Annotated in this window: 18 protein-coding genes; 9 read left to right on the forward strand and 9 right to left on the reverse strand. The window is 70.7% G+C overall.

Annotation, left to right across the window (positions count from 1 at the left end):
* Positions 1-33: 33 nt before the first annotated feature.
* The 4 genes from ACGFR7_RS18250 to ACGFR7_RS18265 all read right to left on the reverse strand — a co-directional run bounded on the left by ACGFR7_RS18250 (position 34) and on the right by ACGFR7_RS18265 (position 3,378).
* Positions 34-774: an HAD family hydrolase gene (locus ACGFR7_RS18250; protein ID WP_393319802.1), complete on the reverse strand. Its 741-nt coding sequence runs from the start codon at positions 772-774 to the stop codon at positions 34-36.
* 84 nt (positions 775-858) lie between these two features.
* The gene (gltX, locus tag ACGFR7_RS18255; RefSeq protein WP_393319805.1) at positions 859-2,340 is read right to left on the reverse strand and encodes a glutamate--tRNA ligase; all 1,482 of its coding nucleotides are present in this window, start codon (positions 2,338-2,340) and stop codon (positions 859-861) included.
* Entirely contained in the window at positions 2,333-3,106 is a 774-nt protein-coding gene (locus ACGFR7_RS18260; protein ID WP_393319808.1) for a fumarylacetoacetate hydrolase family protein, read from the reverse strand. Before ACGFR7_RS18260 ends, gltX begins: the two co-directional genes overlap by 8 nt.
* An 83-nt stretch (positions 3,107-3,189) precedes the next feature.
* Positions 3,190-3,378 carry a hypothetical protein gene (locus tag ACGFR7_RS18265; protein ID WP_393319811.1) on the reverse strand — a complete coding sequence of 63 codons (189 nt, stop codon included), beginning with the start codon at positions 3,376-3,378 and terminating at the stop codon, positions 3,190-3,192.
* A 590-nt stretch (positions 3,379-3,968) separates the two neighbouring features.
* On the opposite strand from ACGFR7_RS18265, the gene ACGFR7_RS18270 reads away from it, so the two are divergent.
* The 8 genes from ACGFR7_RS18270 (at position 3,969) to ACGFR7_RS18305 (ending at position 14,422) form a co-directional block, all read left to right on the forward strand.
* On the forward strand, positions 3,969-7,745 hold the full coding sequence (locus ACGFR7_RS18270) for a nitrate- and nitrite sensing domain-containing protein (protein ID WP_393319814.1): 3,777 nt from the start codon (positions 3,969-3,971) through the stop codon (positions 7,743-7,745).
* A gap of 9 nt (positions 7,746-7,754) precedes the next feature.
* Positions 7,755-8,168, forward strand: coding sequence for a roadblock/LC7 domain-containing protein (locus ACGFR7_RS18275; RefSeq protein WP_018087200.1), 414 nt, complete (start codon positions 7,755-7,757; stop codon positions 8,166-8,168).
* A 103-nt stretch (positions 8,169-8,271) separates the two neighbouring features.
* The gene (locus ACGFR7_RS18280; RefSeq protein ID WP_030087818.1) at positions 8,272-8,682 is read left to right on the forward strand and encodes a DUF742 domain-containing protein; all 411 of its coding nucleotides are present in this window, start codon (positions 8,272-8,274) and stop codon (positions 8,680-8,682) included.
* Positions 8,663-9,256, forward strand: a complete 594-nt coding sequence (locus tag ACGFR7_RS18285) for an ATP/GTP-binding protein (RefSeq protein ID WP_393319817.1) — start codon at positions 8,663-8,665, stop codon at positions 9,254-9,256. The genes ACGFR7_RS18280 and ACGFR7_RS18285 overlap by 20 nt, the downstream gene beginning before the upstream one ends.
* Before the next feature lie 402 nt (positions 9,257-9,658).
* Complete coding sequence (locus ACGFR7_RS18290; protein WP_393319820.1) at positions 9,659-12,763, forward strand: nitrate- and nitrite sensing domain-containing protein; 3,105 nt, start codon at positions 9,659-9,661, stop codon at positions 12,761-12,763.
* A 10-nt stretch (positions 12,764-12,773) separates the two neighbouring features.
* Positions 12,774-13,187 (forward strand): roadblock/LC7 domain-containing protein, encoded by a 414-nt coding sequence (locus tag ACGFR7_RS18295; protein ID WP_018087204.1) that lies wholly within the window; start codon positions 12,774-12,776, stop codon positions 13,185-13,187.
* An 85-nt stretch (positions 13,188-13,272) separates the two neighbouring features.
* Positions 13,273-13,863, forward strand: a complete 591-nt coding sequence (locus ACGFR7_RS18300; RefSeq protein ID WP_393319822.1) for a DUF742 domain-containing protein — start codon at positions 13,273-13,275, stop codon at positions 13,861-13,863.
* Positions 13,844-14,422, forward strand: coding sequence for an ATP/GTP-binding protein (locus tag ACGFR7_RS18305; protein ID WP_073447656.1), 579 nt, complete (start codon positions 13,844-13,846; stop codon positions 14,420-14,422). The genes ACGFR7_RS18300 and ACGFR7_RS18305 overlap by 20 nt, the downstream gene beginning before the upstream one ends.
* 150 nt (positions 14,423-14,572) lie before the next feature.
* Here the strand turns inward: ACGFR7_RS18305 and ACGFR7_RS18310 are convergent, their stop codons facing one another.
* The 4 genes from ACGFR7_RS18310 to ACGFR7_RS18325 all read right to left on the reverse strand — a co-directional run bounded on the left by ACGFR7_RS18310 (position 14,573) and on the right by ACGFR7_RS18325 (position 20,281).
* The gene (locus ACGFR7_RS18310) at positions 14,573-15,229 is read right to left on the reverse strand and encodes a DUF4360 domain-containing protein (protein ID WP_350254216.1); all 657 of its coding nucleotides are present in this window, start codon (positions 15,227-15,229) and stop codon (positions 14,573-14,575) included.
* Between the two features lie 531 nt (positions 15,230-15,760).
* Positions 15,761-15,970, reverse strand: coding sequence for an acyl-CoA carboxylase epsilon subunit (locus tag ACGFR7_RS18315; RefSeq protein WP_393319825.1), 210 nt, complete (start codon positions 15,968-15,970; stop codon positions 15,761-15,763).
* Between the two features lie 56 nt (positions 15,971-16,026).
* On the reverse strand, positions 16,027-17,610 hold the full coding sequence (locus tag ACGFR7_RS18320; protein WP_393319828.1) for an acyl-CoA carboxylase subunit beta: 1,584 nt from the start codon (positions 17,608-17,610) through the stop codon (positions 16,027-16,029).
* A 217-nt stretch (positions 17,611-17,827) separates the two neighbouring features.
* A complete protein-coding gene (locus ACGFR7_RS18325) occupies positions 17,828-20,281 on the reverse strand; it encodes a polysaccharide lyase 8 family protein (RefSeq protein ID WP_393319831.1) in 2,454 nt (817 codons plus the stop codon).
* 241 nt (positions 20,282-20,522) lie between these two features.
* Between ACGFR7_RS18325 and ACGFR7_RS18330 the strand changes: the two genes are divergently transcribed.
* Entirely contained in the window at positions 20,523-21,161 is a 639-nt protein-coding gene (locus ACGFR7_RS18330) for a YceI family protein (RefSeq protein WP_393319833.1), read from the forward strand.
* Positions 21,162-21,252: 91 nt separating this feature from the next.
* Here ACGFR7_RS18330 and cimA read toward each other — a convergent pair whose 3' ends face one another.
* The gene (cimA, locus tag ACGFR7_RS18335; RefSeq protein WP_393319836.1) at positions 21,253-22,905 is read right to left on the reverse strand and encodes a citramalate synthase; all 1,653 of its coding nucleotides are present in this window, start codon (positions 22,903-22,905) and stop codon (positions 21,253-21,255) included.
* Between the last annotated feature and the right edge of the window lie 193 nt (positions 22,906-23,098).

Raw genomic sequence — 23,098 nt, forward strand, 5'->3', positions numbered from 1 at the left:
CTTTCGGCCCTCTCGGGCGGCGCAGGAAGAACATTACCTGATCGTGGACGGCGCACCAAAACCGATAACTCCGCGCAACAGCTCCGGGAGCTCCGCCAGGCCCGCGATCCGCCGCACCCCCGGCGGCAGCCCCTCCCCCGCCTCTTCCCCAGTGCCCGCACGGTCCAGCCATACCGCCGTCAGCCCGGCATCCCGGGCACCGAGCGCGTCGATATCGAGCTTGTCGCCCACGTAGACCACGTCGCCGGGCGTTAGGCCAAGCGCCTTACAGGCGCCGTGGAATGCCTCCGCGGCCGGCTTGGCGTACCCCAGTTCGTCGGCGCAGAGCACCGCCTCGAAGGACGCCCGGATCCCGAGGACGGCCAGTTTGCGCTCCTGGTTGGCGGTGCCGGCGTTGGACAGCACCGCCTGCCGTACCAGCGGCGCGAGCGCCTCCAGTACGGGCGCGGAATCCGGGAAGAGGACCCAGGACGCCTCGTAATGGGTGATGTACCGGCCGAACCAGGCGTCGGCCTCGGCGTCGGAGAGGAGCGGGGTGTCCAGGAACGTCCGGGCCCGGGCCCTGCGGTGATCGAGAAAGCCCACCTCGCCGGCGAGGAAACGGGCGAACTCGGTCTCCATGACCGTCCGCCAGCGCTCCATTGCCGCCTGTTCGCCGCCGTGGGCGGCAAGGAGCCCTTCGGCCCGGAGGTGGCGCAGCGCACCCGCCCGGTCCGAGCCGGTGTAGTCGAAGAGGGTGTCGTCGAGGTCCCACAGGACAGCGCGCACGGGCATACCGGCAATGTAGCTCCCGGCGCTCCGGACAGGCCACGGGCCCGGAAGCCGTACGGCGTCCGGGCCCGTGGGTGCTGCTGCGGGTCAGCCGGCCAGCTTGGCCAGGGCCGCGTCGATGCGCTGGAGGGTGCGCTCCTTGCCCAGGATCTCCAGGGACTCGAAGAGCGGCAGGCCGACCGTCCGGCCGGTGACCGCCACCCGGACGGGGGCCTGTGCCTTGCCGAGCTTGAGGCCGTGCTCCTCGCCGGCGGCCAGGACGGCCTCCTTGAGGGGCTCGGGGCCGGACGCCCAGTCGGCGGCGTCGAGCTTGGCGCGGGCCGTGGTGAGCAGCGCGGCCGGGTCGCCCTTCATCGCCTTCGTCCAGGACGCCTCGTCCTCGACCGGCTCCTTGCGGAACAGGAAGTCGACATTGGCCGTGATGTCGGAGAGGACGGTCAGGCGGGTCTGGGCGTGCGGGGCGATGGCCTGCCAGGCGGCCTCGTCGAAGTCCCCGGGCTCCCAGTTGGCGTGCGGGGCCTGCAGCCAGGGCTCGCAGGCCGTGATGAAGTCCTTCACGTCCAGCTGCCGGATGTGGTCGGCGTTGATCGCCTCGGCCTTCTTCAGGTCGAAGCGGGCCGGGTTGGCGTTGACGTCCGCGATGTCGAACTTCTCGATCAGCTCGGCGACGGAGAAGAGGTCCTGGTCCGCCGAGAAGGACCAGCCGAGCAGCGCAAGGTAGTTGAGCAGCCCCTCGGGGAGGAAGCCGCGCTCGCGGTAGAGGTTGAGGTTCGCCTGCGGGTCGCGCTTGGAGAGCTTCTTGTTGCCCTCGCCCATGACGTAGGGCAGATGGCCGAAGGCCGGGACCGCCTTGGCGATGCCCAGCTCGATCAGCGCCTTGTACAGGGCGACCTGGCGGGGGGTGGAGGAGAGCAGGTCCTCGCCGCGCAGGACGTGGGTGATCTCCATCAGGGCGTCGTCGACGGGGTTGACGAGGGTGTAGAGGGGTGCGCCGTTGGCGCGGACGATGCCGTAGTCCGGAACGTTCTCCGGGGTGAAGGTCAGCTCGCCGCGCACCAGGTCGGTGAAGGTGATCGGCTCGTCGGGCATCCGGAAGCGGACGATGGAGGTACGGCCCTCGGCCTCGTACGCCGCCTTCTGCTCGTCGGTCAGCGTGCGGCAGGTGCCGTCGTAACCGGAGGGCCGGCCGGCCTTGCGGGCCGCGTCGCGGCGGGCGTCCAGCTCTTCGGTGGTGCAGTAGCAGTGGTAGGCGTGGCCGGCGGCGAGGAGCTTGCCGGCGATGTCCTTGTAGAGGTCCATGCGCTGCGACTGGCGGTAGGGCGCGTGCGGTCCACCGACCTCGGGGCCCTCGTCCCAGTCGAAGCCGAGCCAGTGGAAGGAGTCCAGCAGCTGGTTGTAGGACTCTTCGGAGTCGCGGGCCGCGTCGGTGTCCTCGATCCGGAAGACCAGGGTGCCCTTGTTGTGCCGTGCGTAGGCCCAGTTGAACAGGGCGGTACGGATCAGGCCGACATGGGGGTTACCGGTCGGGGAGGGACAGAAACGGACGCGGACGGGGGTCGCGTTAGCCACGCTTGATCACCTTGTTGGTGAGAGTGCCGATGCCTTCGATGGTGACGGCGACCTCGTCGCCGACGTTGAGCGGGCCGACCCCGGCCGGGGTGCCCGTGAGGATGACGTCGCCCGGGAGCAGGGTCATCGCCTCGGTGATGTGGACGATCAGGTCCTCGACCGGACGGACCATGTCGCTGGTGCGGCCGAGCTGGCGCTGTTCGCCGTTGACCGTGCACTGGACGGTGAGGCCGGCGGCGATGTCGTCGGGGGTGAGCCCGGTCTCGACCCAGGGGCCGAGCGGGCAGGCGCTGTCGAAGCCCTTGGCCCTGGCCCACTGCTTCTCGCGCTGCTGCACATCGCGGGCGGTGACGTCGTTGGCGCAGGTGTAGCCGAGGATGACGTCCTTGGCGCGCTCGCGGGGCACCTCCCGGCACATGCGGCCGATCACGACGGCCAGCTCCGCCTCGTGGTGCACCTCCTGGGAGAAGGAGGGGTACGCGATGGGGTCGCCGGGGCCGGTCACCGAGGTGGACGGCTTGAAGAAGGTGACCGGCACGTCCGGGACGGCGTTGCCCAGCTCGGCGGCGTGATCGGCGTAGTTGCGGCCGATCGCCACGACCTTGTTGGGCAGGACCGGCGGCAGCAGCCGGACCTTGTCGAGGGGGACCTTCTGGCCCGAGCGCTCGAATTCTGCGAAGGGATGCCCCTTGATGACGTCGAGTTCGTCGCCTTCGAGGACGCCGAAGCCGACGTTGCCGTCGATGGAGAATCTGGCGATGCGCACGGGTTGCCGCTGCCCCTCAATTGATCACTGGCCGGAGTTGACACTCCAGGCTATCGCGGGGCCGCTGCCGATCCGGTGACGCTTTACGCCGGGACGTCCTGCGCGGGCGCGTCCATCAGGACGGTGCGGCGGGGATTGGCGGTCTGGGCCGGCAGGTCGACGGTGTGCTCCGGCGCCTGGAGTGCCTCGGTGCCGAGCTCGCCGGCGTCGTTGAGGTGAGCCAGGGTGGTGCGCCGCGGGTTGGCTATGTTGCGGAACGTCGTCGTCTTCACTGCTGCTTGCCTCGCGTCATCAAAGGTCGGGGAAGGGTCTGCGAAAAGCTGCCTTGTCACATCCGGCAACTGTGTAAAGCGTCAGGCTATGCACGCTATTCCCTGCGAAGTGCCGGGAAACTCAATGATCTTCCTGTGAGTTTGCTCACGAACTGTGCGACAAATGCCACATTTCCCATGATCAACATCCCTGGGCGAAACGGACAATGGCGGATTGAACTGCACGTTCCGCTCCCGATCACCGCACCTGGGACAGCCGCCGTGAGTGAACGACTCGCGGGCAAACGTCCGTTATGAACACGGGTACGTTCTACAAGTCGTGACGTGCTCCGTACATTGCGTCACCCACGTCACAGTGCGCGGTTCCGCTCTTGTTGGAGATCCTGCACTGTGCTGGAATTCCACGGACCGCCGCACGTTTCAGCCGGCGCGCAGGGCGCAACGTAGCGCCGCGCGGTGGTGCCGTTCTCTCGGCCAGAGAGAGCAGCCCGCCGGTCACTCACGACCGCCATGGGGGACTTAGCGGTCCCCCATACGACTCGACACCGTCCCGCCCAGGTGGGACGCCTGGTCCAGAGGTTGCGACGCTAGTGCAGGGACGTTTCAAGAGGGATGGCAGCGCTGCGGCGGACCCGGAGCTGCGCGGCGGGACAGACCGCGCCTCCTCGCCCCAGCGCGCCCAGAGCAGCGGTTCCGCGGGGGGCACTCTGCCCGTCGACGGAGGCGGTCAGGCGCCGGGCAAAGATGCCGCGGACAGTGGCAAGGCCAAGGCGCCGAAGGGTGCCGGCGGCCCCGGTTCGCGAATAGCATTGCGCAACTGGCGCATCAGCACCCGCCTGGTGTCCCTGCTCGCGCTTCCCGTGGTCGCCGCGACCACGCTGGGCGGCATGCGCATCGGCACGTCGATGGAGAACATCGACCAGCTCGACAAGATGCAGCTGCTCACCGAGATGACCCGGCAGGCGACCGAGCTCGCCGACGCGCTGCAGGTGGAGCGGGACAAGTCGGCCGGCCCGCTGGCCGGCAGCGGCAACTCCAAGGACGACGCGAATGTCGTCGCGCCCCGTGAGGCGACCGACCGCGCCAAGCTGTCGTTCAACCAGGCCACCGGCGACATCCAGGGCCAGGACGCCACGATGGCCGGTGTCCGGGCAACCGTGCTGGAGATCGGCCGCCAGCTCAACACCCTCAACGAGATCCGCGCGAACTCCTACAAGGACGGCGACAACGCCGCGCGGACCGTCACCAGCTACAACCAGCTGATCAACTCGCTGCTCTCGCTCTCCCAGGACATGGCGCAGGCGACCAGCAACCCGGAGATGATCCGCAGTACCCGTGCGCTGGCGGCGTTCTCGTCGGCCAAGGAGTACGCGTCGATCCAGCGCGCCCTGGTCAGCGCCGGTCTCGCCCACAAGGGCGGCCCCCAGCTGTCCTCCAACGACCGGCTGGCCGGCCGTAACGCCGAGGACAGCGAGAAGGCGGCCCGCGACCGCTTCTCGCAGATCTACACCAACAACGCCGGCGCGCTCACCCGCGGCCTGGACGGCAACAACGACGAGATCAAGGCCGCGGTCGCATTCGCGCACCGTGCCTTCGCCAGCGGTTCCGGCATCCGCAGCCAGGACTACCGCTACCTCGACTGGTACGACTCCGACACCGTCAAGATCGACGAGATGTCGCGGATCGAGACCACCCTGCTCTCCGAGATGGAGCAGAAGTCCCGCGCGCTGCGCAACGAGGCGACCCAGTCCGCGATCATCAGCGGTGCGCTGATCCTGCTCGTCCTCGGCGTCTCGCTGGTCGGCGCGTTCGTCGTGGCGCGCTCCATGGTCCGCTCGCTGCGCCGGCTGCAGGACACCGCGCAGAAGGTCGCCCAGGACCGGCTGCCCGAGCTCGTCAAGCAGCTGTCCGAGTCCGACCCGCAGGACGTGGACACCTCCGTCCAGTCGGTCGGTGTGCACAGCCGGGACGAGATCGGCCGGGTGGCCGCGGCCTTCGACGACGTGCACCGCGAGGCGGTCCGCCTCGCCTCCGAGCAGGCGCTGCTGCGGGGCAACGTCAACGCGATGTTCACCAACCTCTCGCGCCGTTCGCAGGGCCTCATCCAGCGTCAGCTCTCGCTGATCTCCGAACTGGAGTCCCGCGAGGCCGACCCGGACCAGCTGTCCTCCCTCTTCAAGCTCGACCACCTCGCCACCCGCATGCGCCGTAACGGTGAGAACCTCCTGGTCCTCGCGGGTGAGGAGCCGGGGCGCCGGTGGACACGGCCGGTGCCGCTGGTCGACGTCCTGCGTGCCGCCGCCTCCGAGGTGGAGCAGTACGAGCGGATCGAACTCAACGCCGTTCCGCAGACCGAGGTCGCGGGCCGGGTCGTCAACGACCTCGTGCACCTGCTCGCCGAGCTGCTGGAGAACGCCACCTCGTTCTCCTCGCCGCAGACCAAGGTCAAGGTCACCGGTCACGCGCTGCCCGACGGCCGGGTGCTGGTCGAGATCCACGACACCGGTATCGGCCTGTCGCCCGAGGACCTGTCGGCGATCAACGAGCGGCTGGCCAGCCCGCCGACCGTGGACGTCTCGGTGTCCCGGCGCATGGGTCTGTTCGTGGTCGGCCGGCTGTCGCTGCGGCACGGCATCCGTATCCAGCTGCGGCCCTCCGACTCCGGCGGCACCACCGCACTGGTCATGCTGCCGGTCGATGTCGCCCAGGGCGGCAAGAAGCCGGCACCGAGCAACGCCAAGGCCGGCGGCGACCACGGCGGCGGGCAGTCCAGCCGGCTCGCGGGGCTGCAGCCGCGCGGTCAGGTCGGCTCGGGTCCCTCGGCCGGCGGGCGCCCCGCGCTGCCCGGCCGCGGCGGGCCCGGTGGCGGCCCCGGCGGCGGTGCGCCGAACGCCTTCGGTGCCTCGGCACCGGCAGGCCGTACGGCGCCTCCCGGCGCGGGTGCGCCCGGCGCCCCGGCGCGCGGCGGCGACGCCCGCCCGGCCGCCGGCCGCCCCGGCGACTCGCGTCCCTCGCTGCCCACCCGCGGCGCGGACAGCGGCCCGGCGCCCACCGTGGCACCGCCCACCGGCGCACCGCGCCGTGAGGAGCGTCCGCAGCTTCCGGCCCGGGGTCCCGCTGCCGAACTGCCGGGCGGTTCTCCGGCCGGCGGCCAGGGCGGTCAGGACACTTCGCAGCCGGGCGGTACGAGCTGGGGTGCGCGCCGTGAGCGCGGCGGCTCCGACGACTGGCCGCTGACGCCCCGCGAGGCGCAGGACCGGCCCCGTGGCCACGAGGAGCCGGAGAGCACCGGCAGCTTCGAGCGGCCCGCGCCGACGAGCGGCGGCCCCGGTGACACCGCGGCGTTCGCCCGTCCCGACTTCAACGGTCCGCCGCCCGCCGCGGACGGCTCCCAGGGCGGACGCGGCCGGCCCGGCGCGCGTCCGGCCGGCCGGGGTGCGGGCAACGAGCGTGGCGACACCGGGCAGTTCGCCGTGCCGGACACCGAAACGGGCCGGCCCGACACGGGTCAGCGCGAGGCGGGCCGGTACGAGACGGCTCAGTACGACGCCGGGCGGTACGACACCGGCCAGTACGACACCGGCCGGTACGAGACGGGCCAGTTCCCGCAGTCCGGCAGTGACACCGGGCAGTACGAGCGGCCCGGCAGCGACACCGGCCAGTACCAGCGGCCCGGCAGCGACACGGGCCAGTACGAACGGCCCGGCAGCAACACCGGCCAGTACCAGCGGCCGGACGCCGAGCGCGATGCGTACGCCGACGAGTCGCAGGGCACCGGGCAGTTCCCGGCGCCGCAGCCGCAGGACAGCGGTGCGCCGTCCGCCGATGTGCTCGGCAACGCGGACGCCGGTCCCGGTGACGGCCGTACGCCGATCTTCGACACCATCGAGTCCAACTGGTTCAACACCCCCGCGGCCGCCGCTGCCGGGGTGCCGCCCCAGGAGCCCGCCGAGCCCGAGGCCCCGCGGCTGCCCCGCCGCGGGTCCGCTCAGGACGGCGAGGCACGCGGCGGCGCCCGCGGCGAGGCACCGGTCAACGGCGCCCGCAACACGGCGCCCGCCGAGGCCACGCAGTGGCGCAGCTCGCCCAACGACGAGACCTGGCGGCAGGCGGAGCAGATCCGCCAGCCCGCCGCGGGCGGCATCACCACCTCCGGACTGCCCCGCCGGGTCCCGCGCGCGAACCTCGTCGCGGGCACCGCGCAACAGCAGTCCACCCAGAGCGGACCACAGGTCTCGCGTGCGCCCGGCGACGTGCGGGGGCGGCTGACCAATCTCCGTCGGGGTATCCAGCAAGGCCGGCAGGCCGGGACGTCGTCCACCGGCGATCACGGCATTGTCGATCCCACACACCAGCAGGAGCGTTAGTTGAGTCCGATGAGCCAGGCGGCGCAGAATCTGAACTGGTTGATCACCAACTTCGTGGACAACACCCCCGGGGTGTCGCACACGGTGGTGGTCTCCGCGGACGGACTGCTCCTCGCGATGTCCGAGGGCTTCCCCCGCGACCGTGCCGATCAGTTGGCGGCGGTGGCCTCCGGCCTGACCTCGCTGACCTCCGGCGCGTCCCGCATCTTCGAGGGCGGGACGGTGAACCAGACCGTTGTGGAGATGGAGCGGGGGTTCCTCTTCATCATGTCCGTCTCGGACGGATCGTCACTGGCCGTGCTCGCACACCCCGAGTGCGACATCGGCCTGGTCGGCTACGAAATGGCGCTGCTGGTCGATCGCGCAGGCACGGTCCTGACGCCCGATCTGCGCGCCGAACTGCAGGGCAGCCTGCTGCACTGAAGCGGCGCCCGCAGCGCCGCACCGTTCAGCTCCCAACCACCCATGTGCCGCACCCCCCACCGGCCCAACCCGACGACAGTCAGTTGTCCCGCCCGGAGGACCCATGACCCCGCCACCTGCCACTTCCGGCCCGTACGGCGCCTACAGCCAAGCGCCGTACGGGAGCGAAGGTGACCAGCCGCTGGTGCGCCCGTACGCCATGACCGGAGGCCGGACCAGGCCGCGCTACCAGCTCGCCATCGAGGCGCTGGTCAGCACGACCGCCGACCCCTCTCAGCTGCCCGGGCTGCTGCCCGAGCACCAGCGGATCTGCCACCTGTGCCGTGAGGTGAAGTCGGTTGCCGAGGTCTCCGCGCTGCTGCACATCCCGCTGGGTGTGGCGCGGATCCTGGTCGCGGACCTGGCAGAGGCGGGAATGGTGGCGATCCACCAGCCCGGTGGCAGCGGTGAGGCCGGCGGTACGCCGGACGTGACCTTGCTCGAGAGGGTGCTCAGTGGACTTCGCAAGCTCTGACAACAGCTCCGACGGGATCAGCGCCCGCGCCACCACCTCCGCCAAGATCGTGGTGGCGGGCGGCTTCGGCGTGGGCAAGACCACGTTCGTCGGGGCTGTCTCAGAGATCAATCCGCTGCGCACGGAGGCCGTGATGACCTCCGCTTCGGCGGGGATCGACGACCTCAGCCACGTCCAGGACAAGACCACGACGACCGTGGCGATGGACTTCGGCCGGATCACCCTGGACCAGGACCTGATCCTGTACCTCTTCGGTACGCCGGGCCAGGACCGCTTCTGGTTCATGTGGGACGACCTGGTCCGCGGTGCCATCGGCGCCGTGGTGCTGGTCGACACCCGCAGGCTGGCCGACTGCTTCGCCGCGGTCGACTACTTCGAGAACAGCGGTCTGCCGTTCGTCGTCGCCCTCAACGGTTTCGAGGGGTATCAGCCGCACACGCCCGAAGAGGTGCGTGAGGCGCTGCAGATCAGCCCGGGGACGCCGATCATCATGACCGACGCCCGGCACCGCAGCGAGGCCAAGAGCGCGCTCATCACGCTCGTGGAGCACGCCCTGATGGCCCGGCTGCAGTAGTGCGCAGGCGGCCCGCTCCCGCACCGGGAGCGGGCCGATGGGCTGTTCTCACCGGCGGGGGCGTTCCCCCCTGCCCGGGCCGGGTTCCCGGCATCCGTGAGTGGATCTGTGTCCTTCGACACGCCATCAAATTTGCTTCATAACGTTTCGACAGTGAATCAGCGTGGTTTCGACACCCCGCGCGCATGCCCGGCTTCGCTGCGCTCACAGATCTCCTGCCTTTTGGCGCCGCTCGCCCTTAACGCCCCTTTTATCTCAGGCCCTTTCGGCCCCGTTCCGGCTTTACCCAGTGTTTGGAACGCACCGCCCTGACGTGCTGAAATTCGCTGAAACTCCGGAGTAGGAACGCCCAGAAGAAACGGCACAGCAAATCAGTGCCGGCGCCGAGAGGTTGTTGGTCGAGTGAGGCGAAGCAAGGAGAGCCCCGAGCCGCAGGAAACGCGGCGGGGCAACTTCACCCCGCCACCCAGAGGTGGCCTGCCGGCTTCCGACGCGCCCGAAAATACGGTCGCGAAGCCTCCGGTCAGTGGCGGTAAGTACTCCCCGCGCAACTGGCGCGTGGCGACCCGCCTGAACGCCATTCTGCTGATCCCCGTACTGCTCGCCCTGGTCTTCGGCGGTCTGCGGGTGGCCAGCTCGTTCGGCACCTGGCAGGAGGCGCAGGACGCGGAGAACACCGCGAAGCTGGTGCGCGCCGCGCTCTCCTACAGCACCGCCCTGGTCGACGAGCGGGACCGCACCGCGGCGCCGCTGCTGAAGGGCAAGAAGGACGACCCCGTCGTCCAGCAGGCGCGGGACACCACCGACGCCGCCGCCGACAGGTTCCACCAGGCCGCCAAGGCCATGCCGGACAAGCCGGGCCTCAAGCGCCGTCTCGCCTCCTTCGAGAAGGCCGAGCCCAAGCTCCAGAAGCTGCGCCAGGCCGCCTACACCTCCCAGCTGCACGGCGTGCAGACCGAAGAGGGCTACGTCGAGGTCCAGCACCCGCTGAACGAGTTCGCCAACGAACTCGGCCTGGGCACCGGCAACATCACCTCCTACGGCCGTACGGTCTACGCCATCGCGCTGGCCAAGGCCGCCGAGTCGCTGGAGCGCTCCATCGGCACCCACCTCCTGGTGGACCCGGCGACCCCGCAGGGCGGCAAGGAGCACAAGCTGCAGCTGACCGCCTTCGCGTCGTACCGCTACCTGGAGGGCATCTCCATCGGCGAGTACACCTCCGGCGGTACGCCGGAGGACGTCGAGCGGCTCAACAAGGAAGTCAGGGCACTCAAGCAGGCCTCACAGCAGAAGATTGCACGGGCGAAGGCGCAGGCGCAGGCCGCCGGCCGGCCGTTCCGCACCCCGCCGTCGATCGACCAGATGTCCACGCTGATGGCCACCGGTGCGGCGCCGGAGACGCTCGGCGCGCGCGGCATCACCTCGGACAGCTACTTCGCGGCTGCGACCGCCAAGTTCGACATGTACCGGTCCATCGAGAAGGACCTGGCGGACAAGGCCGTGAACGAGGCGGGCCAGATCGCCGAGGACGCCAAGCAGTCCACCTTCGTCGACTCCGCCATCGTGCTGGCCGCGCTGATCATCGCGTTCATCGTGGCCGGCCTCATGGCCCGCCGGATGAGCCGCAACATGCGCCAGCTGCGGACCGCCGCCTTCGGCATCGCCGAGCAGCGGCTGCCGATGCTGGTCGACCAGCTCTCGCGGACCGACCCGGGCCGGGTCGACACCCGGGTGCAGCCGATCCCGATCGCCACCACCGACGAGATCGGCGAAGTCGCCCGCGCCTTCGACCAGGTGCACCGCGAGGCCGTCCGGCTCGCCGCCGAGCAGGCGCTGCTGCGGGGCAACGTCAACGCGATCTTCACCAACCTCTCCAGCCGCAACCAGGGTCTGATCGAGCGCCAGCTGGAGCTGATCACCGACCTGGAGAACAACGAGGCGGATCCGGACCAGCTGGAAAGCCTCTTCCGGCTCGACCACCTCGCCACGCGTATGCGGCGCAACGGCGAGAACCTCCTCATCCTCGCGGGCGAGGAGCCCGGCCGGCGCTGGAACCAGCCGGTGCCGCTGGTCGACGTCCTGCGGGCGGCGACCTCCGAGGTCGAGTCCTACGAGCGAATAGAGCTCACCGGCGTCCCCGAGAGCGAGATCCACGGCACCGCCGTGACCGACCTCGTGCACCTGCTGTCCGAGCTGCTGGAGAACGCCACCACGTTCTCCTCCCCGCAGACCAAGGTGCGGGTCGCCGCGACCCGGCTGCCCGACGGCCGGGTGATGATCGAGATCCACGACAAGGGCATCGGGCTCACCCCCGAGGACTTCGCGGACATCAACCACAAGCTGGCCAACCCGCCGAGCGTGGATGCCGCGATCTCCCAGCGCATGGGCCTGTTCGTGGTCGGCCGGCTGGCCGACCGGCACGGGATCCGGGTACAGCTGCGCCCCTCCGGCGAGCAGGCGGGCACCACGTCCCTGGTCATGCTGCCCGAGGCGATCACCCACGGTGGTGGCGGCGAGGAGCAGTACGACGACGACTTCACGGTCTCCCGGATCGTTCCGGAGCACCAGCAGGCGTCGTACGACACCCATCAGCGCACCGCCGCCGAGCTGGGCTTCGACGACAGCCGCTACGGCCGCACGGACGGCGCGGACCTGGACATGATGGGCCGCTCGCTGCTCCGTGAGGAGCGCCGGGCAGCCCTGGAAGCCCAGACGGGCGGTGAGCAGTCCGAGTACCAGGGCGGCGAGCGTCCCCTCTTCCGTGACGAGGCGCCGTCCGCCGGTGACTACCAGGAGTCTCCCGGTGCCTACCAGGACTACCCGTCCCAGGCATATGCGGAAGCCGATCAACCGCTCTACCAGGACCGGTCTCACGGCCATCAGGCGTTCGGCGAGGGTAGCTTCGCCGAGACCACGGGCCAGCAGCCTTTCGTCTCCCGTGAAGCGGCACCGTCGGACGACTGGCCCGAACGCCCTGCTTTCGAGGGCTACTTCGGGACCGAAGCGGAATCCGACCGGAATACCACTGCCGCTCCCGCTGACGCGCCCGAGCGCGTACCATTCGAGCGTCCGGGCCCCACACCGAGCGACGCCCCGTCGCTGACGGACGCCGGCCTTCCGCGCCGCGGAGGCCGCGACCAGCAGGCACCGCAGGTGCAGCAGCAGCGGAGCACGCCGGAGACCGGCCAGGACGGCTCCGACTGGCGCAGCTCCAATGATGATCGCTGGGAGAGGGCGGAGCGGCTGCGCGAGCCGAAGGCGGGCGGAGTCACCTCCTCCGGTCTCCCCCGGCGGGTGCCCAAGGCCAACCTGGTCGAAGGTGCCGCGGAGCAGACGCCGCAGGGCGGCCCTCAGGTCTCCCGCGCCCCGGAGGACGTCCGCGGCAGGCTGAGTAACCTGCGCCGCGGTGTCCAGCAGGGACGCAACGTCGGCACGGACCCCTCCGGGGTCCCCCAGAATGACCAACAGGGCTTCGGCCCCGGCAGCACCTACGATCAGGAGCGTTAGTGTGAGCCCGATGAGCCAGGCGGCGCAGAATCTGAACTGGTTGATCACCAACTTCGTGGACAACACCCCCGGGGTGTCCCACACGGTCGTGGTCTCCGCGGACGGGCTGCTCCTTGCCATGTCCGAGGGTTTCCCTCGTGACAGAGCCGATCAGTTGGCGGCGGTGGCCTCCGGCCTCACCTCGCTGACCTCCGGCGCGTCCCGCATCTTCGAGGGCGGGAGCGTCAACCAGACCGTGGTGGAGATGGAGCGCGGCTTCCTCTTCATCATGTCCGTCTCGGACGGTTCGTCGCTGGCCGTGCTCGCACACCCCGAGTGCGACATCGGTCTGGTCGGCTACGAGATGGCCCTGCTGGTCGACCGCGCGGGCACGGTACTGACGCCGGATCTGCGTGCCGAACTGCAGGGCAGCCTTCTCAACTAGAAGACAGGCAGTGCGTTTCCCGCCACCGCGCCTTATGGTTCGGTGGCGCGACCGGCGATCAGACAGGCAAGTTGGAGGAGGAGACGTGGCAACGCCCCCGAGCGGATACCCGTATGGTTCCGGACAGCAGTCCGGGCCTGTGGGCGAGACCCATAACAACCGCTTCAACTTCCCGTCTGCGCCGAGCCGCCGGCCGCAGCGGCCCCCGCAGCAGCAGCCCCGGCCGTACGACTCCCAGCCGTACGAGCCGTCGGTGTACGACCAGCCGCAGGCACCGCGCATCCAGCCGGTGCAGCCGCAGCGGCGCGCTCCCGAGCCCTCCCCCACGGGTTCGAACAACCCGCTCGTGCGCCCGTACGCCATGACCGGAGGCCGGACCAGGCCGCGCTACCAGCTCGCCATCGAGGCGCTGGTCAGCACGACCGCCGACCCCTCGAAGATGCAGGGCCAGCTGCCGGAGCACCAGCGCATCTGCCACCTCTGCCGCGAGATCAAGTCAGTTGCCGAGATCTCCGCGCTTCTCTCCATCCCCCTCGGCGTCGCCCGGATCCTCGTCGCCGACCTGGCGGAGGCCGGACTCGTCGCCATCCATCAGCCCGGCGGGGACGAGACCGCCGGCGGACAGCCAGATGTGACACTGCTCGAAAGGGTGCTCAGTGGACTTCGCAAGCTCTAGCGGTGCAGCCCGCTCCACCACCTCCGCGAAAATCGTGGTGGCGGGCGGCTTCGGCGTGGGCAAGACCACGTTCGTCGGGGCCGTCTCAGAGATCAATCCGCTGCGTACCGAAGCCGTGATGACTTCCGCTTCGGCGGGGATCGACGACCTCACGCACGCGCCGGACAAGACGACCACGACCGTGGCGATGGACTTCGGCCGGATCACCCTGGACCAGGACCTGATCCTGTACCTCTTCGGTACGCCGGGCCAGGACCGCTTCTGGTTCATGTGGGACGACCTGGTCCGTGGCGCCATCGGCGCCGTGGTGCTGGTCGACACCCGCCGTCTCGCCGACTGCTTCCCCGCGGTCGACTACTTCGAGAACAGCGGCCTGCCGTTCGTCATCGCCCTCAACGGCTTCGACGGACACCAGCCCTACACGCCGGACGAGGTGCGTGAAGCGCTGCAGATCGGCCCGGACGCGCCGATCATCACGACCGACGCCCGGCACCGCAGCGAGGCCAAGAGCGCGCTCATCACGCTCGTGGAGCACGCGCTGATGGCCCGGCTGCGCTAAGGCGGCCCACGGGGCGTGTCCGGGCTCCCCGTGCCCGCACGCGCCGTACGACGAAAGGCCCCCACACCTCTTGGGTGCGGGGGCCTTCGTCGTACCCGGCCCCGGGGCCCGTACGCGGCGCTGTACGGGTCCCGGGGCCGGCGCCGGGGCTCACTTGCGCGCGGGGCACTCCTTCCATGCGAAGTGGTACACCGTGTTGATGTTGCCGTCGGTGGAGTCCATGGCCATGTAGCTGGTGGCCTTGGGGTCCGCCGATTTGGCGTCCACCCTCATCTCGGTGTTGATGTTGAAGTAGCGCTCCTCGCCGCAGGGGGCGTACACCAGGGCGTCGACGTCGGTCTCGTCCGAGGTCTGCCAGTTGGAGTCGTAGGGGCCGACGAAGGTGTGGCTCTTACGGGCCGTCTGCTGCTGGCCCTGGAAGTAGTAGCCCGCCTGCTCCAGCCCTCTGGCCCCCGGGGCCAGGGACGCATAGCCCCGGTAGTCGGCCCGGGCGACCGCGTAGGTGAAGCCCTGCGGGACGTGCACGTTCAGCGCGATCTGGCAGTTCTTGCGGGAGTCGGTCGGCTTGCTGCCGGCGCCCGCCTGGGCGAGGTACTCGCTGTACGTGACGGTGAAGGCGGTGTTGTCCGGGGCGATGGCCACGGCGGCGCTGCCGGGTCTGCAGCCCGAACCGTTGACGGTGGCGACGGTAATGGTGATCTTGCCGCTCGGCGGGTCGTCGCCGAACCGGGTGGCGGTGGTGGGGGATGCCGATCCGGCGAGGAGCAACGATGCCACGGCGGCACCAGCACTGAGCGTGCTGAGCATGGGCTTTCCTTCCGGTCGTCCTAGGCCCGCGGTGCGGGAACGCCAGGAGTGGATTGACGAGCGCATGCCAGCACGGGTGGAGCGGCTTGAACAGCTCTGCTCCCCATGGTTGGGGTGAACCTACGCCTTGATCCGGACACCACCTGCCAAACCGGAATACCGCGCCCCGAAAAGTGATGAGGTGTCATATCGGCGCGGTTGGTGGGCGGTTGGGCGGTATACCCCTCATAGCGGCTGACGGCTGGAGCCGCGTGCGGATTGCCGGTGGCTGGGGCCGGGGCGCCTTTTCGTTGTGGGTGGCGGGCCGGAGGGGACGCACCGGTACCCTCCGGCCCCAGCGGCAATCACGAACCCCCCAGAGGCGCCGGCCCAACGCACCCGCACCGAACCGGACCAGACCGGTGGTGCGTGCCCCAAAGGGGCGCGGGGAACTGCGCGCCCGGCCACAACCGCCCCGCAGACAAGCCAACGCCCCGGAAACCACGAGGGACCCCGCAAAACGCGGGGCCCCTCGGCGGCATCAGCGAAGCGTCACCGCTGCCAGCTGGTCGCCCCGTGGAAGCCGGTCTGCCGCTCCAGGCGCCGCCAGCGCGCGGCGGTGGCGTGCGGCCGGGACGGCGTGGCGATGGCCGGCCGGTGGGCGGCGCGGGCCAGCAGGACGGCGGTCAGGGCGGCGAGCTCTTCCTCGCTGGCCTGACCCTTCTCCACGCGGATGGAGTCGGTGCGGTGGGCAGGATTCACGGTGTGTTCTCCGTCGTCGCGGTGGGCGTAGTGCCGAAAGCGGGTGCGGGGTGGGGCTACTGGGGCGGGTTGCCGTGCTTGCGGGCCGGCAGGTCCGCGTGCTTGGTGCGCAGCATCTCCAGGGCCCGGATGAGCGTGTGGCGGGTTTCGGACGGGTCGATGACGTCGTCGACCAGGCCGCGCTCGGCCGCGTAATACGGGTGCATCAGCTCGGACTTGTACTCCTTGACCATGCGGGTGCGCATGGCGTCGGAGTCGTCCGCCTCGGCGATCTGCTTGCGGAAGATGACGTTGGCGGCGCCCTCGGCGCCCATCACCGCGATCTCGTTGGTGGGCCAGGCGTAGGTCAGGTCGGCGCCGATGGACTGCGAGTCCATGACGATGTAGGCGCCGCCGTAGGCCTTGCGCAGGACGAGGGAGATCCGCGGGACGGTGGCGTTGCAGTAGGCGTAGAGCAGCTTGGCGCCGTGCCGGATGATGCCGCCGTGCTCCTGGTCGACGCCGGGCAGGAAGCCGGGGACGTCCAGCAGGGTGACGATCGGGATGTTGAAGGCGTCGCACATCTGGACGAAGCGGGCCGACTTCTCGGACGCCTCGATGTCCAGGACACCGGCCAGCGACTGCGGCTGGTTGGCGATGATGCCCACCACCCGGCCGTCGAGCCTGGACAGCGCGCAGATGATGTTGGTGGCCCAGCGCTCGTGGACCTCCAGGAACTCGCCGTCGTCGACGATCTCCTCGATGACCTTGCGCATGTCGTACGGGCGGTTGCCGTCGGCCGGGACCAGGTCCAGCAGGGCGTCACCGGAGCGGTCGGCGGGGTCCTCGCAGGGCACCGACGGCGGGTTCTCCCGGTTGTTCGCCGGCAGCAGCGAGAGGAGGTAGCGGACCTCCTCCAGGCAGGTGGCCTCGTCGTCGTAGGCGAAGTGGCACACGCCGGAGGTCTCGGCATGGACGTCGGCGCCGCCGAGGCCGTTCTGGGTGATCTCCTCGCCGGTCACCGCGCGCACCACGTCGGGGCCGGTGATGAACATCTGCGAGGTCTCGCGGACCATGAAGACGAAGTCGGTCAGGGCGGGGCTGTAGGCCGCGCCGCCGGCGCAGGGACCGAGCATGACCGAGATCTGCGGGATGACGCCGGAGGCCTTGGTGTTGCGCTGGAAGATGCCGCCGTAGCCGGCCAGCGCGGAGACGCCCTCCTGGATACGGGCGCCGGCGCCGTCGTTCAGCGACACCAGCGGCGCACCGGCCTGGATGGCCATGTCCATGATCTTGTGGATCTTGGTGGCGTGGGCCTCGCCCAGTGCGCCGCCGAAGATCCGGAAGTCGTGCGCGTAGGTGAACACGGTCCGGCCGTGCACGGTGCCCCAGCCGGTGATCACGCCGTCGGTGTAGGGCTTCTTGGCCTCCAGGCCGAAGCCCGTGGCCCGGTGCCGCCGCAGCGGCTCGACCTCGTTGAACGAACCCTCGTCCAGCAGCAGCTCGATCCGCTCGCGCGCCGTCAGCTTGCCCTTGGCACGCTGCGCTTCGGTCGCCCGCTCGCTGGGTCCTCGCCGGACCTGCTCGCGGATGGCGTGCAGCTCGGCGACGCGCCCGCGGGCGTCGTTGGCGCCGGCGGGCAGATCTTCGACAGTGGTCATGCCTCGACGGTACGTGTGCGAGGCGCCCCGCACCGATGTCGGTTTCGTACAACGTCGCATGCGATTTGGTGGGCAGGCAGTACAGAACCGTGCTGTACGGGCCCCGCGCCCCGGCCTCCGTTCGGGTGGCGGCGCTGCCCCGCGTCTGTATGGGGCCCACAAACCGGAGGGGAGCGATGTTGTCGTGACCGGTTGATCGGCGGGGCCCCGGGGCCGGTCAGCCCAGCCGCACCGTGCAGGTGTGGGTGGCGCAGCTCGTACCGGGGGCCAGGCGCAGCCGCAGGGTGCGCCCGGTGGTCAGCACCTCGATCGCCGGGTCGTGGGCGAATACCGCGCGCACCGGCCGTGACCAGGTGATTTCCAGAGTGTCGCCGGTGCGCTCCGGGGCGGCGAGGCACAGCAGCGCGGTCGGCCGCCGCCGCCCGTGGCGCTCACGCACCAGCACGCTCGCCGGGCCGCTGCTGGTGAGCGGCCCCGCGCGGCCGGCCCGCCAGAAGTTGGCGGCCGTTACGCCGAGCGGGTCGACGGCGACCGCCTGGCGGCCGGCGTCGTTGGCGAGCACGGTCAGCCAGCGCCGGTCGGCGGCGCGGGCGGCGAGGGTGCGGGCGGTGGCGCCCGGCATGAGCAGGTAGGCGTAGCCGGCGTCGGTCGGGTCGGTGCCGTGGTCGTGCCAGAGGGTGAGGTAGCGGCGGGTGAACGGCTCGGTGGACGAGGTCGTGTTGATGTCGTGCCAGGAGCCGGTGCGGGCCTCGCGCAGCGCCTTGAGGGGCGCGCCGCCGGGGAAGACGTAGCCGCCGTGTCCTGCGAGGTGGGCCCAGTGGGCGTGGCGGAAGGAGGTGGTCACGCCGAGCGCGCCGGACTGGCGTACGCCGTCGACGGTGAGCGCGGCGGTGCCCCGCTCGCCCAGGCAGCGGTTGTCGACGACCGTCTCGGCCGGTACTCCGTCGCGGGCGGTGATGCCGGCGCCCAGGCAGACCAGGCAGTCCGCGAGCGCGAACCAGGATTTCCTGGCGCTGAGGGTCGAGGACAGGCCGCGCAGGTCCTGGCCGATCGCGGCGAACTCCCCGTCGGTGGTGCCGCCGACCCAGCGCGCGGCGGGCTTGGGCTCGCCCCAGCCGCCGCCCTCGTTGTCGGCGAGCCGCCGGGTGGACACCGTCGTGCCGGGGAGCCGGTAGGGGTCGACGGTGGGCCAGAAGGCGTCGGTGTACTGGTCGCCCCCGAAGTCGGCGCCCCACCAATAGAGCATGCCGGCGCCGGTGTGCCAGCCGCGCGGGTTCTCGCCGTTGCCGTTCTCGTAGTAGGTGATGCGGTCGGAGGCCATGGCCAGGCCTGCGGCCCACCCGGGGCGGCGGTGCACGGCACGGTCCATGGCGGGGAAGAGGCGGTGGCCGACGGGTTCGGGGGCGGCGGCCGCGGGGCCGTCGGCGATCTTCGCGAGCCGGGCGAGGTCGGCGACCGGGTACTGCCGGTCGGTGCGGACCGGCAGCGTACGGTCCCGGGCGATCCAGCCCTTGACCATGGCGTGCCAGCGGTCGCGCTCGGCGCTGCTCGCGGCCTGGGCGAGCAGCGCGATGGCGGCGATCAGCGCATGGCCGTGGTAGTGGTCGCTGCGCAGGATGCGCCGTTCGTCGCTGCGGAGATAGCCGCGGCTGATGGCGCGCCCGTTGACGGTGTCCATCATCAGGCCGTTGTGGAGCAGCGGGGCCCAGGCCCGCTCGACGCTGTCGAAGACGATCTGCCGGGCCGGGTCGGTGACCTGCCAGGACGAGCCGCCGAGCAGGGTGAACAGCCGTCCCAGGCCGTCCAGCAGGACATAGCCGTAGGTGCCGGAGTAGGCGACCCAGGTGTGCTGGACGAAGGAGCCGTCGGCGTAGAGGCCGTCACCCCGGGTGACGCAGGGGAAGACCGGTGAGAGGGCGTCGCGGGCCAGGGCGGTCTTGGCGGGGGCGCGGCCGAGGATGCCGCGCAGCGCGACCACCCGGCACAGGTCGACGCGGTTGGCGCCGGTGCTGGTCCCGGTGTAGTCGCCGAGCAGGGCGTCCGGGACGAAGTGGTCGACGGCGGCCAGGCAGCGGTCGCGCAGCACGTCGTCGAGACCGCCGTCGGGCAGGTGCTGACCGAGGATCGCGAGGGTGTCGAGGAGGAGTCTGGGGCTGCCGATCTGCCACTCCCACCAGTTGCCGTAGCGGGTGGTGGCGGTGTTGTAGACGGTGGCTTCGAGGTGGTCGAGGCCCGTGAGCAGGGCGGTGGCGAGGCCGCCGTCGCCGGTGCTGCCCGTGCCGGGCTGGGCGTAGGCGTGGGCCATGGTGGCGAGCCTGCTGTAGCTCTGGGTGATGCCGGACGGCGGGTCGTAGCGGCAGTCCGGCCAGAGGGACGTGGCGGCCGGCCGCATGTTCGCCCGGAAGGCGCCGGCGAGGGTGCCGGTCTCCTGGAGGGCGGCGGCGTACGGCGGGGCGGCGGGGTCGAAGCCGCTGCCGAGGGTGAGCTCGCACCAGCGGGCGCGGAGGGTGGCGAACTCGTCGCCGGGAGTGGTGGCCGGAGAGGGGGCGGCCACGGCGGGGCGGGCGGTGAGGCCGAGTGCGCTCGCCGTGGCGGTGGCGGTGGCGGTGGCGGTGGCGGTGGCGAGGAATCCTCGGCGTGACCAGACGGACGTGGCGGGGAAAGGCGGCACGGTCGGTCCTCTCCATGGCGTCAACTGGAGGGTGGCGCTGCGCACTTGGGAGTTCCCGATGGTCTAGCACGAGCGGTCACAGGGCGGCAATGACCGCGCCGCAACGCCGTCCGCCACCCGCTCGGCGGAGCCCGTTCCAATAGAGAGGTTGAATGTTGAACCAGATGCCGCTACGGTGAATCTCGTTGAAGCTTAAACAAACCTGCGCACCCAGCCGGTGCGCCGTCTTCGAGGAGGAGCCATGGCTCTGTTCCACCGCAAGCGCACCGCCGACACCGGCGACACCACCGCCCCCGCCACCAGTGCTGCCGTCCTCGACGCCGACCCCGCGCTCGCGGCGCTGACCGGCGACTACACCATCGACCCGGCACACAGCAGCATCGGCTTCACCGTCCGGCACGCCATGGTCACCAACGTCCGCGGCACCTTCGGCGACTACGAGGGCACCCTCCACCTCGACGGCGCCGACCCCTCCCGCTCCACGGCGTCCCTCGACGTCAAGATCGCCGGCATCGACACCGGGATCGCGGACCGCGACGGCCACCTGCGCAGCGCCGACTTCTTCGACGCCGAGACCTTCCCGCTGATGACCTTCCGCAGCACCGCCGCCGAGCAGGTGTCCGGTGACCGCTACCGCATCACCGGCGACCTCACCCTCCGCGACGTCACCAGGCCGCTCACCATCGACCTTGAGTTCCACGGCGCGGCCACCGACGTCTACGGCGCCGAGCGGGTCGGCTTCGAGGGCAGCGCCGAGATCCTGCGCTCCGACTGGGGCCTGACCTGGAACGCCGCGTTGGAGACCGGCGGGGTGATGGTCAGCGACAAGGTCAAGCTCCTCTTCGACATCTCCGCCGTCAAGGCCGCCCCGCAGGCCTGACCCCGCATGGCCCGCCACATGACCGCGGCCCCGCACAACCCCTCTCCCCCGAGGGTCGTGCGGGGCCGCGGTCGTGCCGCTGCCGCGGCGCTCACTCCTGCGGCTCGACCCCGGCCCGCAGCAGCCCGTAGGCGTACGCGTCGTCCAGCGCCTGCCAGGAGGCGGCGATGACGTTCTCCGCGACGCCGACCGTGGACCACTCGCCCCGGCCGTCGCTGGTGGAGACCAGCACCCGGGTGATCGAGCCGGTGCCCAGGGCGCCCTCCAGGATGCGGACCTTGTAGTCCACCAGTTCCATATGGGCCAGCTGCGGATAGATCCGCTCCAGGCCCACCTTCAGCGCCCGGTCCAGGGCGTTGACCGGGCCGTTGCCCTCGGCCGTGGTGACGATCCGCTCGCCCTTGGCCCACAGCTTCACGGTCGCCTCGTTGGCGTGCGTACCGTCCGGGCGGTCCTCGACGATCGCGCGCCAGGACTCGACCGTGAAGTAGCTGCGCGGCCGGCCCCCCTCCGCCCGCTGCAGCTCCTCGCGCAGCAGCAGCTCGAAGGAGGCATCCGCGGCCTCGTAGGTGTAGCCCGCCAGCTCCCGCTCCTTGACCCGCTCGACGACCCGGCCGACCAGCTCGCGGTCGTCGCCGAGGTCGACGCCGAGCTCCTTGCCCTTGAGCTCGATGGACGCCCGCCCGGCCATGTCGGAGACCAGCATCCGCATGGTGTTGCCGACCAGCGCCGGGTCGATGTGCTGGTAGAGGTCCGGGTCGACCTTGATCGCGGAGGCGTGCAGCCCGGCCTTGTGGGCGAAGGCGGAGACACCGACATAGGGCTGGTGGGTGGAGGGCGTGAGGTTGACGACCTCGGCGATGGCGTGCGAGATCCGGGTGGTCTCGGCGAGCTTGCCCTCGGGCAGCACCGGGCGCCCGTACTTGAGCTCCAGGGCGGCAACGACCGGGAAGAGGTTGGAGTTGCCGACCCGCTCGCCGTACCCGTTGGCGGTGCACTGGACGTGGGTGGCGCCCGCGTCCACCGCGGCCAGGGTGTTGGCGACCGCGCAGCCGGTGTCGTCCTGGGCATGGATCCCCAGGCGCGCGCCGGTGTCCGCGAAGACGGTGCGCACGACGGCGGTGACCTGCGCCGGAAGCATGCCGCCGTTGGTGTCGCAGAGCACCACGACATCGGCGCCGGCCTCGCTCGCGGTGCGCACGACCTCCTTGGCGTAGACCGGGTCCAGCGCATAGCCGTCGAAGAAGTGCTCACAGTCGAGGAAGACCCGGCGGCCCTGGTCGCGCAGGTAGGCGACGGTGTCCCGGACCATCGCCAGGTTCTCCTGCGGCGTGGTCCGCAGCGCCAGCTCCACATGCCCGACATGGGACTTGGCGACCAGCGTGATGACCGGCGCCCGGGACGCCAGGAGCCCGGCGACCTGCGGATCGTCCTCGACGCGGACGCCCGCCTTGCGGGTGGCGCCGAACGCGACCAGCTGCGCGTGCCGGAAGTCGATTTCCGCACGGGCCCGCTCGAAGAACTCGGTGTCCCGCGGGTTGGCGCCGGGCCAGCCGCCCTCGATGAAGCCCACGCCGAAGTCGTCGAGGTGCCGGGCGATGGTCAGCTTGTCGGCGACGGTCAGGTTGATGCCCTCGCGCTGCGCACCGTCGCGGAGCGTGGTGTCGAAGACATGGAAGTCGTCGGGCACCGCGTCGGCGGGAAGGGTGGCATGCGCCGGGGAGGGGTCGGGTGCATCCGTCATGCTGGTCTGGCTCCTGTCGGGATCTCGGTCTACCGGAATGACCGGTTCCACCGTCCCTCCATGGTCCCTCGCGCTCCGCCTCCGGTGCGGTGTGGTCCGGAAACGAAAAAACCTCTCGCGGGTGCGAGAGGTCTGCGCGCGGGTCTGGGACGACGATGGCCGCGCCGTACTCGGTTCGTACGGGGCGGTCACT

This window comes from Streptomyces sp. NPDC048516, assembly GCF_043199875.1.
In the GTDB taxonomy this organism is placed as follows: Bacteria; Actinomycetota; Actinomycetes; order Streptomycetales; family Streptomycetaceae; genus Streptomyces.

Excerpts from the sequence above, each read along its gene's own strand:
- ACGFR7_RS18295 (WP_018087204.1), top strand. The coding sequence starts at position 12,774 with ATGAGCCAGGCGGCGCAGAATCTGAACTGGTTGATCACCAACTTCGTG.
- ACGFR7_RS18320 (WP_393319828.1), bottom strand. The coding sequence starts at position 17,610 with ATGACCACTGTCGAAGATCTGCCCGCCGGCGCCAACGACGCCCGCGGG.
- ACGFR7_RS18275 (WP_018087200.1), top strand. The coding sequence starts at position 7,755 with ATGAGCCAGGCGGCGCAGAATCTGAACTGGTTGATCACCAACTTCGTG.
- ACGFR7_RS18330 (WP_393319833.1), top strand. The coding sequence starts at position 20,523 with ATGGCTCTGTTCCACCGCAAGCGCACCGCCGACACCGGCGACACCACC.
- ACGFR7_RS18250 (WP_393319802.1), bottom strand. The coding sequence starts at position 774 with ATGCCCGTGCGCGCTGTCCTGTGGGACCTCGACGACACCCTCTTCGAC.
- cimA (WP_393319836.1), bottom strand. The coding sequence starts at position 22,905 with ATGACGGATGCACCCGACCCCTCCCCGGCGCATGCCACCCTTCCCGCC.
- ACGFR7_RS18280 (WP_030087818.1), top strand. The coding sequence starts at position 8,272 with ATGACCCCGCCACCTGCCACTTCCGGCCCGTACGGCGCCTACAGCCAA.
- ACGFR7_RS18310 (WP_350254216.1), bottom strand. The coding sequence starts at position 15,229 with ATGCTCAGCACGCTCAGTGCTGGTGCCGCCGTGGCATCGTTGCTCCTC.